This is a genomic window from Alcaligenes sp. WGS1538 (genome assembly GCF_043187505.1).
In the GTDB taxonomy this organism is placed as follows: domain Bacteria; phylum Pseudomonadota; class Gammaproteobacteria; order Burkholderiales; family Burkholderiaceae_B; genus Alcaligenes.
This window is the reverse complement of the sequence record NZ_CP171109.1, coordinates 1,266,956-1,283,037: the sequence shown is the minus strand read 5'-3', so window position 1 is coordinate 1,283,037 and position 16,082 is coordinate 1,266,956. Positions and strand designations below refer to the sequence as shown.

The 16,082-nt window shown below is 64.9% G+C and carries 13 protein-coding genes; all 13 read right to left on the bottom strand.

Going from position 1 to position 16,082, the window contains the following annotated elements:
• Nucleotides 1-74: 74 nt before the first annotated feature.
• Nucleotides 75-2,429, bottom strand: a complete 2,355-nt coding sequence (gene flhF, locus ACF3ND_RS05920; protein WP_394065148.1) for a flagellar biosynthesis protein FlhF — start codon at nt 2,427-2,429, stop codon at nt 75-77.
• Nucleotides 2,426-4,537 (bottom strand): flagellar biosynthesis protein FlhA, encoded by a 2,112-nt coding sequence (flhA, locus tag ACF3ND_RS05915; RefSeq protein ID WP_394065147.1) that lies wholly within the window; start codon nt 4,535-4,537, stop codon nt 2,426-2,428. Before flhA ends, flhF begins: the two co-directional genes overlap by 4 nt.
• A 4-nt stretch (nt 4,538-4,541) precedes the next feature.
• Entirely contained in the window at nt 4,542-5,693 is a 1,152-nt protein-coding gene (gene flhB, locus ACF3ND_RS05910) for a flagellar biosynthesis protein FlhB (RefSeq protein ID WP_394065146.1), read from the bottom strand.
• Nucleotides 5,694-5,911: 218 nt separating this feature from the next.
• A complete protein-coding gene (gene cheZ / locus ACF3ND_RS05905) occupies nt 5,912-6,553 on the bottom strand; it encodes a protein phosphatase CheZ (protein WP_394065145.1) in 642 nt (213 codons plus the stop codon).
• A 13-nt stretch (nt 6,554-6,566) separates the two neighbouring features.
• On the bottom strand, nt 6,567-6,956 hold the full coding sequence (gene cheY, locus ACF3ND_RS05900) for a chemotaxis response regulator CheY (protein WP_394065144.1): 390 nt from the start codon (nt 6,954-6,956) through the stop codon (nt 6,567-6,569).
• A 43-nt stretch (nt 6,957-6,999) separates the two neighbouring features.
• Nucleotides 7,000-8,058, bottom strand: a complete 1,059-nt coding sequence (locus ACF3ND_RS05895; RefSeq protein WP_394065143.1) for a chemotaxis response regulator protein-glutamate methylesterase — start codon at nt 8,056-8,058, stop codon at nt 7,000-7,002.
• A 35-nt stretch (nt 8,059-8,093) separates the two neighbouring features.
• A complete protein-coding gene (locus tag ACF3ND_RS05890) occupies nt 8,094-8,936 on the bottom strand; it encodes a CheR family methyltransferase (RefSeq protein ID WP_394065142.1) in 843 nt (280 codons plus the stop codon).
• Between the two features lie 3 nt (nt 8,937-8,939).
• Nucleotides 8,940-10,673, bottom strand: coding sequence for a methyl-accepting chemotaxis protein (locus ACF3ND_RS05885; protein ID WP_394065141.1), 1,734 nt, complete (start codon nt 10,671-10,673; stop codon nt 8,940-8,942).
• 79 nt (nt 10,674-10,752) lie between these two features.
• A complete protein-coding gene (locus ACF3ND_RS05880) occupies nt 10,753-11,253 on the bottom strand; it encodes a chemotaxis protein CheW (RefSeq protein WP_394065140.1) in 501 nt (166 codons plus the stop codon).
• A gap of 17 nt (nt 11,254-11,270) precedes the next feature.
• Complete coding sequence (gene cheA, locus ACF3ND_RS05875; RefSeq protein WP_394065139.1) at nt 11,271-13,337, bottom strand: chemotaxis protein CheA; 2,067 nt, start codon at nt 13,335-13,337, stop codon at nt 11,271-11,273.
• A gap of 66 nt (nt 13,338-13,403) precedes the next feature.
• On the bottom strand, nt 13,404-14,342 hold the full coding sequence (motB, locus tag ACF3ND_RS05870) for a flagellar motor protein MotB (RefSeq protein ID WP_394065138.1): 939 nt from the start codon (nt 14,340-14,342) through the stop codon (nt 13,404-13,406).
• Between the two features lie 12 nt (nt 14,343-14,354).
• Nucleotides 14,355-15,233 (bottom strand): flagellar motor stator protein MotA, encoded by an 879-nt coding sequence (gene motA, locus ACF3ND_RS05865; protein WP_394065137.1) that lies wholly within the window; start codon nt 15,231-15,233, stop codon nt 14,355-14,357.
• Between the two features lie 157 nt (nt 15,234-15,390).
• On the bottom strand, nt 15,391-16,062 hold the full coding sequence (flhC, locus tag ACF3ND_RS05860) for a flagellar transcriptional regulator FlhC (RefSeq protein ID WP_394065136.1): 672 nt from the start codon (nt 16,060-16,062) through the stop codon (nt 15,391-15,393).
• Between the last annotated feature and the right edge of the window lie 20 nt (nt 16,063-16,082).

Sequence of the window (16,082 nt, the reverse complement as noted above, 5' to 3'; positions counted from 1 at the left end):
CTCAAGTCAAAGGCCCCTCGCGAGGGGCCTTTGTTCTATATGCGTGGCGACTGTAGTCGCCGCCATTGGCCCGCTCAGCTCATGGCCTCCTTGAGCACCAGCATCTTGACCAGGGCGTCCACCGATTGCGCCGTCTTCAGTGCGCCCTTGCCCAGCAAGCGGCCGGCCAGCTGACGCACGCCCATGTTTTCCGGAGCCTGCAGCAGATCCCACGCCGCCAGGCTCATCTGCCCCGCCGCCAGCAGGCGAAGCTCCTCGTCGGCGGCGGAGGCGGCCGGCGGCAAGACTTGCAGCACGGGCGCCAGCAGGCGCGCCATGTCCTGTGCTTCGGCGCGCAACATCATGTAGCAGGCCAGGCTGGCCGGCGCGATGGGCTCGACGCCATCACGCATGTGCACCAGCGCGAATCGGGTCTTGAGCACCTTGCCGTCGTGGCGGCGCACCGTGCGCAGCAAGACCAGGTCGAACGGCACCGGGGCCGCGTTCCTCTGCCTCAGGTGCACTCGCGTGTGCGCATGCCAGAGGGCGATTTCGCCCAGGCGCAAGCGTCCCAGGGACTCCATGTGCAGGCGGGCGGGCAAGTCCGGTACGGCATGGAAAGACAATTGCTTGCACAAGGCATTGGGCGTGGTCTGCCCATCCTTGTGCCACAAGGAGGTGGCGCCCGGAATCAGCGCCAGCCAGTCGGCGGGCATGGCCGCCCACTGCCGCCACATCGTGGGCGAGCCGCCTTCGAAAATATGCAACAGGCTGACGGGATCCGCCTGGCTGTTGAGCACTTCCATGGCCTGACTCAAGGCCTGGGCGGGACTGGGGCGCTGCAGCGTGCGCACGCCCCGCGCGTCGGACCAGTCCGCCGGAGACTGGCGCTGATAATACGGCACGCTCAGGGCCTGGCCCTGAGGACTGAAGAGATAGCTCAGGGACAACTGCTCCTGGCCGCCTGCCAGGACATGATCCGCATGGATGACCAGCAGGCGCTTGACGTCCACGTCCGTCATCTCCTGCCGCGCGGCGCGCATCAAGGCCGCGCCTCGCTGTGCGGCATCGCCCAGCTCCGGCTGAGTGTCCTGCGCGTGCAGATCCCTCCAGAAATCATAGGCCTCCGCACAGGCCAGGCGCTCGTCCAGGACGGCGGCCGCGCGCCGCGCCTGCTCCACCGACACGGGAGCCCCGACCGAGGCCGCGGCCAGCAGCCTTGGCAGCACCCGCGCGCGGCGTTCCTGCTCCAGCTCCTGTTCCTGGGCAATCTGTCCGTCCGACTGCAGCAAGGCCGCCAGATCGCCTTGGGTGGGCGAATACAGCGGCCGTTGGCTTTCGCGCACCTGCAAGGCCGAGTCCACCAGTTCGGCGGCGGACATGAAGCGCAGGTCCTCGGGCACCTTCTGGCCGGTGGACACATAATGAATGGGCAGCTTGAAGCGGATGGCCGTGTCCAGCGGGGCTCCCAGCTTGATCGCTTCGTCGACCTTGGACACGATGCAGCCGCTCAGCGGCGTGCCGCCGTCCTGGGTATAGCTGCGCGCCACTTCGTCCAAGGTGTCGCCCTGGCTGGCCGCGTTGAGCACCAGCAGGCGCTGCACGCGCCGGCCGGCCCCCGCCAGCAGCGCCGCCTGCTCGCGTACGTAACGGTCGCGCTGGCTGATGCCCACATTGTCGATCAGGATCAGCTGGTCGGGGCGCACGCCCAGCACCAGGCTGCGCAACTGCTGCACGTCCTGGACGATATGCACCGGCACCCGCATCAGGTCTCCGTAGATCTTGAGCTGCTCGTGCGCGCCGATCCGGTAAGTGTCCGTGGTCAGCAGGACCACACGCTCCGGGCCGAAACGGCGCACGGCCCGCGCCGCCAGCTTGGCCAGCGTCGTGGTCTTGCCCACGCCCGTGGGGCCGACCAGCGCCAGCGCCAGCCCGGGCTGCCACAGGGACTCCTCGGAGCGCAGCACCGGCAGATGCGTCTCCAGTTCGGTGCGCGCCCATTGCAGAGCGGCGCGAGCGCTGAGACTGTCCGGCAGGCGCTTGAGCATGGCGCGCAGCAGGGCCGTGCTGAACCCCTGCGCCAGCAAGGACTGGAATAGATTGACGGCCACCGGCGAGCGCCGCATCTGGTGGCTCCAGACCAGATCATCCATGCGCCCTTCCAGGGCTCCCCGCAAGGCGCCGATGGCGCCCATGACATTGTCGGCGCCCGGCGGCGGCGCCATCTCCTGGCGCATGCCGGCCGCCTGGTTGGGAGCCGGCGCAGGGGCTGCTGGCGCAGGCACGTCGCGGATGGCGGATTCCGGCACCGACGTGGCGTCGGTGGCCAGGATCTCGACGCCGCCGTTGACGCGGCGGTTGGAAACGATCAAGGCATCCGGCCCGAGCGCGATGCGCACCTGGCGCATGGCTTCCCGGCTGGTACTGCCAAAAAAACGGCTTATATTCATGCGGACTGACCAATGATTGTTGTCACCCGAAGCATGCGCTCTTCAGGAATTTCGGCATTCGACAAGACTCCCAGCTGCGGGATGTGATGGCGCAGGAAACGCGCCAGGGGCGCGCGCAAGACGGGCGGCACGACCAGCACCGGAGGATCGCCGTGCTCTTCCTGGAACTGCGAAGCGCGCATGGCCTCGGTCAGGACGGATTCGGCCAGGCCCGGCTCCAGGGCGCCGCTGCTGGTCAGCGCCTGCGTCAGCACGCGCTCCAGGCGCGCATCCAGCCCGATGACGCGCAACTCGCCCTCGCCCGGGAACCACTGCTGGATGATGGCCCGGCCCAAGGCCACGCGCAGCACGGCCAGCAGCTCGCCGGCCTCGTTGCCGGTGGCGGCGCCATTCTGGCCCAGCAGCCGCGGCGCATGCTCGGCCAGGGTCTCCACGATGGTGCGCATGTCGCGGATGGGTACGTCCTCGGCCAGCAGGCCGCGCAGGACCTTGAGCAGCAGGCTGAGCGAAATGGTCTGCGGAACGAAGTCCTCGACCAGCTTGGGCGCCTCTCGGCCCACGTGATCCAGCAGTTGCTGAACCTCCTGGCGGCCCAGCAGGTCGGCGCCATGGCGATGCAGCAGGTGATTGATGTGCGTGGCGATCACCGTGCTGGCGTCCACCACGGTGTAGCCGGCGATCTGCGCCTGCTCGCGCAGCGACACGTCCAACCAGACGGCGGGCAGGCCGAAGGCGGGGTCGGTGGTCGGCGTGCCGGGCAGCTTCATGGTGACCCCGCCCGGATCGATGGCCAGCCACTGGCCCGGGGTGGCCGTGCCGCGGCCGATCTCCACGCCCGACAGCAGGATGCGGTAATCGTTGGGCTTGAGTTCCAGGTTGTCGCGTATATGAACAACGGGCGGCAGGAAGCCCACGTCCTGGGCGAATTTCTTGCGCAGGCTGCGGATGCGATGCAGCAACTCCCCGTTCTGGGCATGATCCACCAGGGAAATGAGCCGGTAGCCCACCTCCAGCCCCAAGGGATCCACCATGGACACATCGCCCCAGCTGGCTTCGGCCGCCGCCGCCTCGGCAGCCGCCTGGACCTGCTCAGGGGGTTCCCCGGCCTGCTGGACTTGCTCGACCTGATGCTTTTGCATCATCCAGGCGCCGCCGGCCAGAATGGCCGCCAGCAGCAGAAAGACCAGGTTGGGCATGCCCGGAATCAAACCCATCAATCCCAGGATGCCGGCGGTGATGTACAGCACCACGGGGTTGCGGAACAACTGGCTGACCATCTGCTGGCCCACGTCTTCGTCCGTGGCCACGCGCGAGACCACCACGCCGGCCGCCGTGGAGATGATCAGGGCGGGAATCTGGGCCACCAGACCGTCGCCGATGGTCAGCAGCGTGTAGACGCGGCCGGCCTCGGAGAACGACAGGTCATGCTGCAGCACGCCGATGATCAGGCCGCCGATCACGTTGATGACCATGATGAGCAGGCCCGCGACCGCATCGCCGCGCACGAACTTGCTGGCGCCGTCCATGGAACCGTAGAACTCGGCTTCCTGGGACACTTCGCTGCGCCGGCGACGCGCCTCGTCCTCGCCGATCAGGCCGGCGTTCAGATCGGCATCGATGGCCATCTGCTTGCCCGGCAAGGCGTCCAGGGTGAAGCGCGCGCCCACTTCCGCGATACGCCCCGCGCCCTTGGTGATCACCACGAAGTTGATGATCACCAGGATCACGAAGACGATCAGACCGACGGCGAAGTTGCCTCCGACCAGGAAATGCCCGAATGCCTCGATCACCTGTCCCGCGGCGTCCGGCCCCTTGTGGCCGTGCATCAGCACCACCCGCGTCGAGGCCACGTTCAGCGCCAGCCGCAGCAGGGTCGCGAACAGCAGCACGGCCGGAAAGGCGGCGAAGTCCAGCGGCTTCTTGGTGAACATGGCCACCAGCAGGATCATGACGGCCAGCGCGATATTGAACGTGAACAGCAGATCCAGAATGAACGGCGGCAAGGGAAGAATCATCATGGCCATGACCATGAGGATGAGCACCGGGCCGGCCATCATGCGGGCGTGCTGCCCGCCGTTCTGTTTGAATAGAGCGAGAATAGAGTTCATTGCGTCAGTGTGTGCGCGAACGCAGGCGGCCGGCATCCATGCCGGCCGGCACGTTCAGCCGGGTGGGCGTCACGGGCCGTTCGCCCTGCCCTTTGTTCCAGTTGCGGAGCTGGTAGACCCAGGCCAGGACCTCCGCCACCGCGGCGTACAGGTCCACGGGAATCTCCCGCTCCAGTTCGACATTGAAGTACAGGGCGCGCGCCAGGGCGGGCGCCTCGAGCATGGCCACTTGGTGCTGCTCGGCCGCCGCCCGTATGCGCGCCGCGACCAGGCCCGTGCCCTTGGCCACCACGCGCGGCGCCGAGCCATTGCCCTCCTGGTAGCGCAAGGCCACCGCATAATGCGTGGGGTTGGTCACCACGACGTCGGCCGCCGGCACCTGCGCCATCATGCGCGAGCGCGCCATGGCGCGCTGCTGCTGGCGAATGCGGCCCTTCACGTGCGGATCGCCTTCGCTTTCCTTGTGTTCTTCCTTGACGTCCTGGCGCGACATGCGCAGCTTCTTGTAGAAACTCCAGAGCTGCCAGGGCGCATCGATCAGCACGATGATCAGCAGGCTGGCCGTGATCAGCGCGCAACACTTGATGATGATGCCCATGCCCGAGGCGATGGCTTCGGTCGGGCTGGCATACATCAGCGCCGTCATCTGGTCGCGGTGGGACCAGATGACATACACCGCCACGGAGCCCACCAGGCCGGCCTTGGCCAGCGTCTTGATCAGTTCCACGACCGTCTGGGCGGAGAACATGCGCTGCACGCCCTTGAGCGGATTCATGCGCTCGATCTTGGGCGCCAGCGCCTTGCTGCTGAACGTCATGCCGCCCAGCGCCACCGAGGCAAGAATGGCCACGACCACCAGCAGGAGAAACAGCGGCGCCAGGCCCAGCAAGGTCTCGTATGCCAGACTGGCCGCCTGCGTGACCATGACCTTGGAATCATGGCCCAGACGCGGGTCGAACCATACGCTGCGCCGCACGACGCCGCTCAGGGTCTCGTAGAAATGGCCCGCTCCCACCCAGATGCCGCCTATGCCCGCGCACAGCATCAGAAAAGTCGTCAGCTCCCGGGAACGCGCGATCTGCCCCTCTTCCCGCGCCTTTTCCAGGCGCCGGGGCGAGGCCGGTTCGGTTTTTTCGAGATCGCTGTCTTCTGCCATTGACTGCCGAGACGCATGGGATTGAATAAGTGGACGGAGAGCCGGCGCCCAGCGCTGGACCTACGCCCGCACTGCCGCCGACCGTCATTCTAAAAGAGCCGCCCCGCCCTGATAGCCGGGAGCTAAGGCAATAAACATGGGCTGTTCCCACGCAAAAAAAGCGCCGCCATGGGCAGCGCCTTAAAAAAATTTGCCCGCAAGCAGGCGCAGGGCGGGTCCTAGAACCCCAGGTTGGCCAGCAAATCGTCCACCTGATCCTGGCTGGTGACCACCTCGGAAGCCGTCGCCGACACGACCGGCCCGTTGATCAGGCTGTTCGTCTCTTCGCGCTTTTCGGTAGGCACATTGTCCACCAGCACCTGCACCAGTTCGGTCTCGATGGCGCCGACTACGCCCAACATGCGCGTGATCACCTGGCCGGTCAGGTCCTGGAAGTCCTGAGCCATGATGATCTCCAGCAGATTGTCCTGGGTCTGCTGCGCCTTGACCGGCACGTCGCTGAGAAACGCGCGGGTGCGCTTGACCAGGTCGCGCGCCTGGTCCTGGTCCAGAGGCTGCTCGAACCACTGCTCCCACTGGGCGTCCAGCTCCTGGGCGTCGGCCTGCAGGGTTTCCTGCAACGGACGGACCTGCTCGGCGGCGTTCAGCACGCGATTGGCGGCCTGCTCCGTCATGCGAGCCACATAATGCAGGCGGTCGCGCGCATCGGGAATGGCGTGCGCGGCATCCTTGATCGCCTGATCCAAGCCCAATTCGCGCATGCTTTCGCGCAGCATGCGGGTCAGGTTCGCGATGCGGTAGACCAGATCGGCCGGGACGTTCTGCGGTTCCGGGTGGGTGGGTGTTTGCTGTGGGTCCATGACGTCCTCCGTTTCAACCGCCCATCTTTTCGAATATCTTGTTCAGCTTCTCTTCGAGCGTCGCAGCGGTAAAGGGTTTGACCACATAGCCGTTGGCGCCGGCCTGCGCCGCGGCAATGATGTTCTCCTTCTTGGCCTCGGCTGTGACCATCAGCACGGGCAGGGAGGACAGGTTCGCGTCGGCGCGGATCTGCTTGAGCATCTCCAGACCGTCCAGGTTCGGCATGTTCCAGTCCGACACCACGAACTCGAAATTGCCGTTGCGCAGCTTCTCCAGTCCCATCTGGCCATCCTCGGCCTCGTCCACATTTTCGTAGCCCAGATCCTTGAGCAGGTTCTTGATGATCCGACGCATGGTCGGGAAATCATCGACAACGAGAATTTTTAAGTTTTTTTGTACCATTCACATTCTCCAATTGAGTAACTGCCAGTGCGCTTCGGCCCGCTTAGACGCGGTGACCGAAGGCCCCCACACTGGCCAGAATTCGTTCACTGATCTGCCCCAGGGGCAGCGCAACTTCGGCGGCGCCGATCTGCAAGGCCTCGCGCGGCATGCCGAACACCACGCAGGTGGCTTCGTCCTGCGCGAAGGTCTGGGCGCCGGCCTGCTTCATGGCCAGCAGGCCCTGCGCGCCGTCCTTGCCCATGCCGGTCAGGATGAGGCCCACGGCATTGCGGCCGGCCACCTCGGCGGCGGAATGGAACAAGACGTCCACGGACGGACGGTGCCGGTTGACCGGCTCGCTGTCCACCAGCTTGACCACATAATTGGCCCCCGAGCGCGCCAGCTTCATATGCGCCACCCCGCCCGGCGCCAGGTACACGTGGCCGGGCAGCACGCGCTGGCCATCCTCGGCTTCGTGCACCTGCATGGCGCACAGTCCGTCCAGGCGATTCACGAAAGAACGGGTGAAGCCCGCCGGCATGTGCTGGGTGATCATGATGGCCGGGCAATTGGCCGGCAAGGGTTCAAGCACCTGGCGGATGGCCTCGGTGCCGCCGGTGGACGCACCGATCATGATGAGCTTTTCCGTGGTGGAGAACGCATGCGTGAGCTTGCGCACAGGCTCGGCGCCCGCCGGTTGGGGCGCAGCGCGGCGCGGCCGCGCGATCGAGGCTGCGCGTATCTTGTCGGCGATCAGATCCGAGTAGTCCAGCAAGCCGTCGCGCAGGCCCAGCTTGGGCTTGGTGACGAAGTCCACCGCGCCCAGCTCCAGCGCCCGCAGGGTGACGTCGGAATTGCGCTCAGTCAGCGAAGACACCATGACCACGGGCATGGGGCGCAGGCGCATCAGCCGCTCCAGGAAGTCCAGGCCGTCCATGCGCGGCATTTCCACATCCAGCGTCAGCACATCCGGATTGTGTTCCTTGATGAGCTCGCGCGCGACCAGCGGGTCCGGCGCCACGGCCACAACTTCCATGTCCGCATGGCTGTTGATGATCTCCACCATGAGGCTGCGCACCAGGGCGGAGTCGTCCACACATAAAACTCGAATTTTCTTCATTGCTGCAAAGTCCCGATTCCGAGCGCCGAGGGCGGTCAATCCCTGACGTAGACCGTCTGGCCCAACAGGCGGAACGCCTTGGTCAGGTAGGAGAAGTTTTCAGAATGCCCGACGAACAGCAGTCCGCCCGGCTTGATGACGGCGGCGAACCGCTCCAGGATGCGCGTCTGGTCCTCGCGGTCGAAATAGATCATCGTGTTGCGACAGAAGATCACGTCGAAGCTCTTGTTCGCCGGCCAGGCCGAACCCACCAGATTGAACTCATCGAATTCCACCATCTGGCGCAGCGCCGGCTTGACGCGCGCAAGACCCTTGCGCGCGCCCACCCCGCGCTGGAAATAGCGCGGCAGCCAGGCTTCGGGCACCGGCTCGATGCGCTCCAGGGTGTAGACGCCCTGGCGAGCCTTGTCGAGCGCGTCCGAGTCGATGTCGGTCGCCAGGATGGAGACCCCCGTATCCGGGGAAGCGCAATGCTCGCGCACCGTCATGGCGATGGAATAGGCTTCTTCGCCTGTGGAGGCCGCGCTGCACCAGATGTCCAGCGGCTTGGGCCGTTTGCTGACGAACTTGCCCAGGATGTCGAAGTGATGCTGTTCGCGAAAGAAGGCCGTGTGATTGATGGTGAAGGCGTTGACGAAGTCCTGCCACTGCGGGCAATGTGAATCGCGCTCCAGGAAGTCCAGGTACTGGCGCACCTCCGTCAAGCCGGCTTTCTGGGTGCGCATGCCCAGCGTCCGGGCCACCATGTCTTCCTTGTGGGTTCCCAGAATGATGCCCGCATGGGACTTGAGCAGGCGCGAGGCCCGCTCGCAATCCGCGCGAGAGGCTTGCGGAATGACCGGCAGTGTATAGACGAAAGGTTCCACAGGTGTACTCATAAACTACAGGCTGGCCAGCGCCCCGCCCAAAGGTCTTGCCGACAAGGCGGGATCCGAACCGGAACGGCCCAGCTCTGGAGTGTCGAAGGGCACATCGATGACATCCTGCGCGCTGACCTTGAAGGCCGCCACGGCGTCCGACAGGCGCGTGGCCTGGTCCTGCAGGGAGCCGGCCGCGGCCGTCGCCTGCTCGACCAGGGCGGCGTTCTGCTGCACCACCGTATCCATCTGCGTCACGGCGCGGTTCACCTGCTCGATGCCTTCGGATTGTTCATTGGAGGCGGAGGAAATCTCCGCCATGATGGTTGTGACGCTCTGCACGGCCGCCACCACTTCCTTGACGACTTCGCCGGCCTCGTCGACCTGCCGGGTGCCGGCTTCCACCTTGGCCAGCGACTCCTCGATCAAGCCCTTGATCTCGCGGGCCGCCTGGGCGCTGCGCTGCGCCAGGCTGCGCACTTCGCCCGCCACCACGGCAAAACCCTTGCCCTGCTCGCCGGCGCGGGCTGCTTCCACGGCCGCATTCAGAGCCAGAATGTTGGTCTGGAAAGCGATCCCGTCGATCACGCTGACGATATGGGCGATCTGGCCTGAACTGGCCGAGAGTTCTTCCATGGTCCGAACGACCGTGGCCACGGCCGCGCCGCCGCGCAGGGCGACTTCGGAGGCGCCCTTGGCGACCCGGTCCGCCTGCAGGGCATTGTCCGAGTTCTGCCGCACGGTGCTGGCCAGTTCTTCCATGCTGGCCGCCGTCTCCTGCAGGGAGGAGGCCTGATCCTCGGTGCGGCTGCTCAGATCCGTATTGCCCATGTAAATCTCGCGCGAGCTGAAGGTGATCTCCTCCACGCCTTCGCGCACCGTCATGACCATGCGCTGCAAGCTGCTCTGCATGCGGCGCACGGCGTCATAGAGCACGCCGATCTCGTTGGTGGAGCTCATTTCCACGCGCTGGGTCAGGTCGCCGCTGGCGATGCGGTCGAAATGCTCCCCGGCCTGGCGCAGCGGACGCAGCACCATGCGGTTCAGGAATACATAGACGGCCAGGGCGATCAGCACGCAGAGGATCATGGCCAGCCCCACCAGACGGATGACCAGGCTGTACTGGTCCGCTTCCTTCTGGTACTGGGCGTCGATGGAGGCCTGCTGATTCCGGTGCAAGGTGCCCAGGGCGCTGTACAGGTCTTCTTCCAGCAGCTTGGTGGTCGTGGTGACGTAGCTGCGGAATTCACTGATGTCGCCCTTGTCCAGATAGGAGATCAAGGGCAGCACGCCGCCCTGCATCAGGGAAGCGAAGGCGGCGTCCACGCGCGAATAGTAGCCGTCGCCGTCCTTGAGCTGCTTGGCCATTTCCTGGTAGTGCGCGAAAGCCTCCTGGGTCTGGTCGAACTGCTTGCGGGCCGCATCCATGATCTCGCGCGTCGCCGAGCTGATGGCATTGGCCGTGTCGCCGTCGCCCCACTGGGACATGAGCTCCTGGTTCTGGAGGTCGCTGTTGACCACGTAGCTGACGGCCGCGCGCCCGAGCAGGGTCTGGGTGTCCTTGTAGCGCTCGATGGCCTGGTACATGGCCGAGCCGACGCGCTGATTGGTCACGATGCTCTGCAAGGCCAGATTGTTGCCGCGCAGGGACAATATCCCCAGGGCCGCGCCTGCAACCAGCATCAGCAGAAAGAACACCAGCACCAGAATCAGACTGGTACGCACCTTCAGATTGGCCAACCGTAATCCATCCAGCATTACAAGCACCTTGTCTAGAGTAGACCCGAACACCGGAGGCACTTTCGGCACCTCCCCCGACCTGCGCCTCCTGCGGCGATCAGGCCACTGCGCTGTCGACCAGCGCCATTTCCTCGCTGGTCATGAGTTTTTCGATGTCGACCAGGATCAGCATGCGCTCGCCGAGCGTGCCGATGCCGGTCAGGTATTCCGTGGAGAAGGCCGTGCCGAAGCTGGGCGCGGCGCTGATCTGCGAGGATTGCAGCACGAGCACGTCGGACACTCCATCCACCACCACGCCCACGACGCGCTCCTTCAGGTTCAGGATCACGACGACGGTCTGGTGGTCGTAGTCCACTTTCTCCATGTTGAAGCGGATGCGCAGGTCCACGATGGGCACGATCACGCCGCGCAGATTGGTCACGCCCTTGATGAAACCGGGCACATTGGCGATGCGCGTCACGGTCTGGGTGTCGTAGCCGCGGATTTCCTGCACCTTCAGGATGTCGATGCCGTATTCCTGGTCGCCCAGAGTGAAAACCAGGTACTCCTTGCCGCCGACTTCAGCGGCTTCGGAATGGGAATTAAAGTCGTTGGACATGCATGTCTCCGGATAGATCAGACCAGCGCGGCGGCGCGATCGCGGGCCAGGCGCTGTAAGGCAAATACATCAACAATCAGGGCTACGCTGCCGTCACCAAGAATGGTTGCCGCGGAAATCCCCGGAATCTTGCGATAGTTGGCTTCGAGGTTCTTGACCACCACCTGGTGCTGGCCGATGAGATGGTCGACCAGCAGCGCGAAACGCATGTCCTCGGCCTGCAGGATGACGGCGATGGCGCGCGTCACGTCGACTTCGGCGTCTTCCACCGAGAAGATGTCGCGCAGGGAGATCAGGGGCAGGTATTCGCCGCGCACGAACATGACGTGATCGGTTTCCGAGACGCGACGCAGCTGTTCGTGGGTGGGCTGCATGGATTCGGTCACGTGCGCCAGGGGCAGGATGAACACTTCCTTGCCCACCTGCACCGACATGCCGTCCAGGATGGCCAGGGTCAGGGGCAGCACGATGCGGGTGGTGGTGCCCACCCCGGCGCGAGAATAGAGCTGCACATGGCCGCCCATGCTCTGGATGTTGCGTCGCACCACGTCCATGCCCACGCCCCGGCCCGAGATTTCCGTGACCTTGTCGGCGGTCGAGAAGCCCGGGGCGAAGATCAGCTGCCAGACTTCGTCGTCCGGCATGGTTTCGCTGACAGGCAGCCCCGAGGACATGGCCTTCTTCAGGATCTTGTCGCGATTCAGGCCGGCGCCGTCGTCCACGACTTCGATGATGATGTGCCCGCCCTGGTGCTGCGCGGACAGCGTCAGCACGCCCTCGGCATCCTTGCCCGCGGCGATGCGATCCTCCGGCATCTCGATGCCGTGGTCGATGCTGTTGCGCACCAGGTGCGTCAGCGGATCGATGATGCGCTCGATCAGGCTCTTGTCCAGTTCGGTCGCCTGCCCCTTGGTGACCAGGCGGATCTGCTTGTTCATGCGGGCGGCGCTCTCGCGCACCACGCGGGGGAAGCGGCTGAACACATAGTCCATGGGCATCATGCGGATGGACATGACCGATTCCTGCAGGTCGCGCGCATTGCGCTCGAGCTGTTCGATGCCGTTGAGCAGCCGGTCGTGCACGACCGGATCCAGCGTGGAAGCCGTCTGCACCAGCATGGCCTGGGTGATGACGAGTTCGCCCACCAGATTGATGATCTGGTCCACTTTCTCGACGCCCACGCGTATGGTGCCCGACTCCTTGGCGGCGGCCGGCTTGGCGGTCTTCTCAGCCGGTTTGGCGGCTGGCTTGGCAGCAGCCGGGGCGGGCGCGCTTTCAGGCTGCGCTGCGGGAGCGGCCGCTGCTGGCTGGGCGGAGGCGGCAGGCTCGGGCGCCGGCGCGGCGGGTGTCGCCGCCTGGGCGGCCTGGGAAGGCGCCGCGCTGAACTTGACCGTCACCTGGTCGGCGTTGACCACGAAGCAGCACACGGCCTGGATGTCATCGGCCGAGGCCGTGGTTTCCAGCCAGATATCCAGGCGCTGGCCCTCGCGCGACTGGTGCACGATGGTGCCCATCAATTCCATTTCCTGCTGCAGGGCCTCGGCATCCTTGTCGGACACAGGGCCCAGCGACACCCAAAGGGGCAGTCCCGACGTCTCGGCAGGCTGGGCCGGCTCCGGTTCGGGCTCCGGTTCAGGCTCGGCCGCAACAGCAGGCGCCTGCTCCTGCGTGGTCAGGATGCCCTTCTGTTCCAGGGCCAGCTGCCGCAATTGTTCGCAGATGCGGCGGTAGGCGTCCTCGTCGGGATCTTCTCCATCGCGGTAGGCGGTGACTTGTCCGGTTAACACGTCCTTGGTTTCCAGAAAAAGGTCGATCATGTCCTTGCGCAACTGCATTTCACCGTTGCGGACCAGGTCCAGCAGGTTCTCGAGCAGGTGCGTGGTCTCAGCCAGCTGAGTGAAGCAGCCAAACGTGCCCGCCCCGCCCTTGATCGAGTGGGCGGCGCGGAAGATGGCGTTCAACTGGTCGCGGTCGGGCTGGTCCAGGTCCAGCTCCAGCAGCAAGCGCTCCATGTCGGCCAGCAGCTCATCGGCTTCATCGAAAAAGGTTTCGTAAAACTGACTCAGATCTACGCCGGAGCTCATGAACACTTCCTTCTTGGTAATGGCTTAGAACATCTAAACAAAAAGTCCAGCCCGTCTATGCGGGCTTTACGGCGTGACAGGCAGAGCGCCGGGCAACTCAGGCAGACCGGGGATGCGAACGCCGATGGGCCCCTCCGGCTCCTGCATGGCCTCGCGCAGGTCGAACTCCTCGGAACCGCTGGCATTCTGCTCGTCGATGCGTCGTTCCGCGCGGCTATTGAGCACGAGCAGACTGATACGCCGATTTACGGCCGCAGCGGGGTTATCTTTAACCAGACTGACCGTGTCGGCCAGGCCCAGCACCTGCTTGACCTTGGCCTCGGCCAGGCCGCCCGCGACCAGTTCCTGGCGGGCCGCATTGGCGCGGTCCGCGGACAGCTCCCAATTGCTGTACAGGCGCTCGCCGCTGGCGTACTGCATGGAGTCGGTGTGGCCGGTGATCTGGATGCGGTTGGGCATCTCGTTCAGAGGCTGGCTCAGGGAGCGCAGGATGGCCCGCATATAGGATTGCACCAGAGCGCTGCCGGTGGCGAACATGGGCCGGCTCTGCCGGTCGATGATCTGGATGCGCAGGCCGTCCTGGGTCATGTCCAGCAGCAGCTGCGGCCGGAACTCCTTGAGCACCGGGTCGATGCGGATCAGCTCTTCGAGAGCGGACTTCAGGTCTTCCAGGCGCTCGACATCCTGGCGATCCTGCATGGCGTCGATGTTGGTGGCGCCCGGATGGGGGTTGGGAATCAGGCTGGGCTGGCCGCCGGGAATGACGCTGCGCGACTGATCCCCCTGCTGGCCGCCCGTGACGGCGTCGATCAGCGGCATGCGGAAGTAGTCGGCGATCTCCTTCAGGTCCTGCTTGGGGACCAGCGACAGGATCCACATCACCAGGAAAAAGGCCATCATGGCCGTCATGAAGTCCGCGTAGGCGATCTTCCAGCTTCCGCCATGGTGTTCGCCGTGCGCCGTCTTCTTGCGGCGGATGACGACTCTGTCCTTGTGATTGCTCATGACTGCTTCCGATCAGGCTTTACGGCCGCCACCTGCAGAGCGGGCCTGGCGCACATGCTCCTCCAGTTCCTGGAAGGACGGGCGCTCCGTGGAGAACAGGACCTTGCGGCCGAACTCCACCGCCAGCTGGGGAGGATAGCCGTTCATGTTGGCCAGCAGCGTCACCTTGATGCACTCCAGCACCTTGACCGAGTCGGCCGTGCGCCGCTCGATGGTCGCGGCCAGCGGCGCCACGAAACCGTAGGCCAGCAAGATGCCCAGGAAAGTGCCGACCATGGCTTTGGAAATCAGGTCGGCCAGAATGGCCGGCGGCTGGTCCACCGACGCCAGCGCCTTGACCACGCCCAGTACCGCCGCGACGATGCCGAAGGCGGGCAATGCGTCGGCGACTTCGCGCAGGGCGCGGGCGGGCACGTTGCGCTCATGCTGGTGGGTCTCGATGTCCTGCTCCATCAGGGTCTCGATTTCAAAGGAGCTCATGTTTCCGCTGATCATCAGGCGCAGATAATCCGCGATGAAGTTCATCAGGGCCGGATCCTTCACCACGTTGGGGTAATCGGCGAAGATGGCGCTCTGCTCGGGGTTCTCGATATCGGACTCGATGGACATCATGCCGTCGCGGCGCGCCTTGTTGAGCAGGACGTACATCATGCCCATCAACTGCATGTACAGCTGCTTGTTGTAGGGACTGCTGCGAAACGCGATGGGCAGCGCCCCGGCCAGCAGCTTGATGGACTTGCCGCTGTTGGACGCGAAGTAGGCGCCCATCGCCGCACCGCCGATCAGCAGCAGTTCGAAAGGCTGGTACAGGGCGCCCATATGCCCGCCCAGGGCCACGAAACTCCCGAACACGGAGACAAAGACAACGATATATCCAATCAGAATAAGCACGGATACGCCTTCTTCAAGTACACGCAACTAATGATGGCGGCAAGTGGCCGGGCCAAAACGCCGCTTCAACGGGCTTTTTCCCGCATAGATCGGCGCTTCCGGTCCTCTTTGCACAGCGGAAACACTTCAGGAAACTGGAACGGCAGGCGCGTGGACGCTAGCCGATGCGGGCAGGCACGTCCGGCTGGAGCTGACGCCGGGAAGCGGCCGGGGCGCGGCGCGGGGCGCATGGCTCTTCGCAGGCCGGCCGGGCTTCTTTGCTGGCGGCCTCGACCTTGCGGCTGCCGCGCGCCTTGCTGGCGCGCGTCTTGCCCGCACGCGGCGGCGGGCGGCATATGGCGCAGACAAAACCGGCTTCGGGATCGTGGGCGTGGGCAACGAAGCCGCCCTTGCAGCGCTCGCACTGGGAAAGCTGCAACATACCGCTGTCGAAAAAGCGCAGCAGCATCCAGGCGCGCGTGAAGCTGAGCACGGGTTCCTCGTCCGTCGTCGTTTCGACGCGGCCGGCGGCCGACTGCTCCAGGTACAGACGGTACGCCTCGACCAGAGCCTGGCTCTTGCCGCAGGGAGTCTGCGCGACCATGAATTGATAGATACTGTAGAACAGGCTGGAATGGATGTTGGGCAGCCAGGTCATGAACCAGTCCACCGAGAACGGCAGCATGCCCTTGGGCGGCGAACAGCCTTTGACCTCCCGATACAGGCGCGCAAGACGGTCGTAGCTGAGCGAGGTTTCCGCCTGCAGCACCTGCAAACGCGCCCCCAACTCGATCATTTCCGAAGCCAGGCCGATTTCCTGGGCCTCTTTGGCGACGCTTTTTGTAGCCATAACGTTTAGATCGTCCCTGC

What these genes read in the sequence shown, in the direction of transcription:
- motB (WP_394065138.1), bottom strand. Translation starts at nt 14,342, where the DNA reads ATGAGCAATCACAAGGACAGAGTCGTCATCCGCCGCAAGAAGACGGCG.
- ACF3ND_RS05885 (WP_394065141.1), bottom strand. Translation starts at nt 10,673, where the DNA reads ATGCTGGATGGATTACGGTTGGCCAATCTGAAGGTGCGTACCAGTCTG.
- ACF3ND_RS05880 (WP_394065140.1), bottom strand. Translation starts at nt 11,253, where the DNA reads ATGTCCAACGACTTTAATTCCCATTCCGAAGCCGCTGAAGTCGGCGGC.
- cheZ (WP_394065145.1), bottom strand. Translation starts at nt 6,553, where the DNA reads ATGGACCCACAGCAAACACCCACCCACCCGGAACCGCAGAACGTCCCG.
- flhA (WP_394065147.1), bottom strand. Translation starts at nt 4,537, where the DNA reads ATGAACTCTATTCTCGCTCTATTCAAACAGAACGGCGGGCAGCACGCC.
- flhB (WP_394065146.1), bottom strand. Translation starts at nt 5,693, where the DNA reads ATGGCAGAAGACAGCGATCTCGAAAAAACCGAACCGGCCTCGCCCCGG.
- ACF3ND_RS05890 (WP_394065142.1), bottom strand. Translation starts at nt 8,936, where the DNA reads ATGAGTACACCTGTGGAACCTTTCGTCTATACACTGCCGGTCATTCCG.
- flhF (WP_394065148.1), bottom strand. Translation starts at nt 2,429, where the DNA reads ATGAATATAAGCCGTTTTTTTGGCAGTACCAGCCGGGAAGCCATGCGC.
- ACF3ND_RS05895 (WP_394065143.1), bottom strand. Translation starts at nt 8,058, where the DNA reads ATGAAGAAAATTCGAGTTTTATGTGTGGACGACTCCGCCCTGGTGCGC.
- cheA (WP_394065139.1), bottom strand. Translation starts at nt 13,337, where the DNA reads ATGAGCTCCGGCGTAGATCTGAGTCAGTTTTACGAAACCTTTTTCGAT.
- flhC (WP_394065136.1), bottom strand. Translation starts at nt 16,062, where the DNA reads ATGGCTACAAAAAGCGTCGCCAAAGAGGCCCAGGAAATCGGCCTGGCT.
- cheY (WP_394065144.1), bottom strand. Translation starts at nt 6,956, where the DNA reads ATGGTACAAAAAAACTTAAAAATTCTCGTTGTCGATGATTTCCCGACC.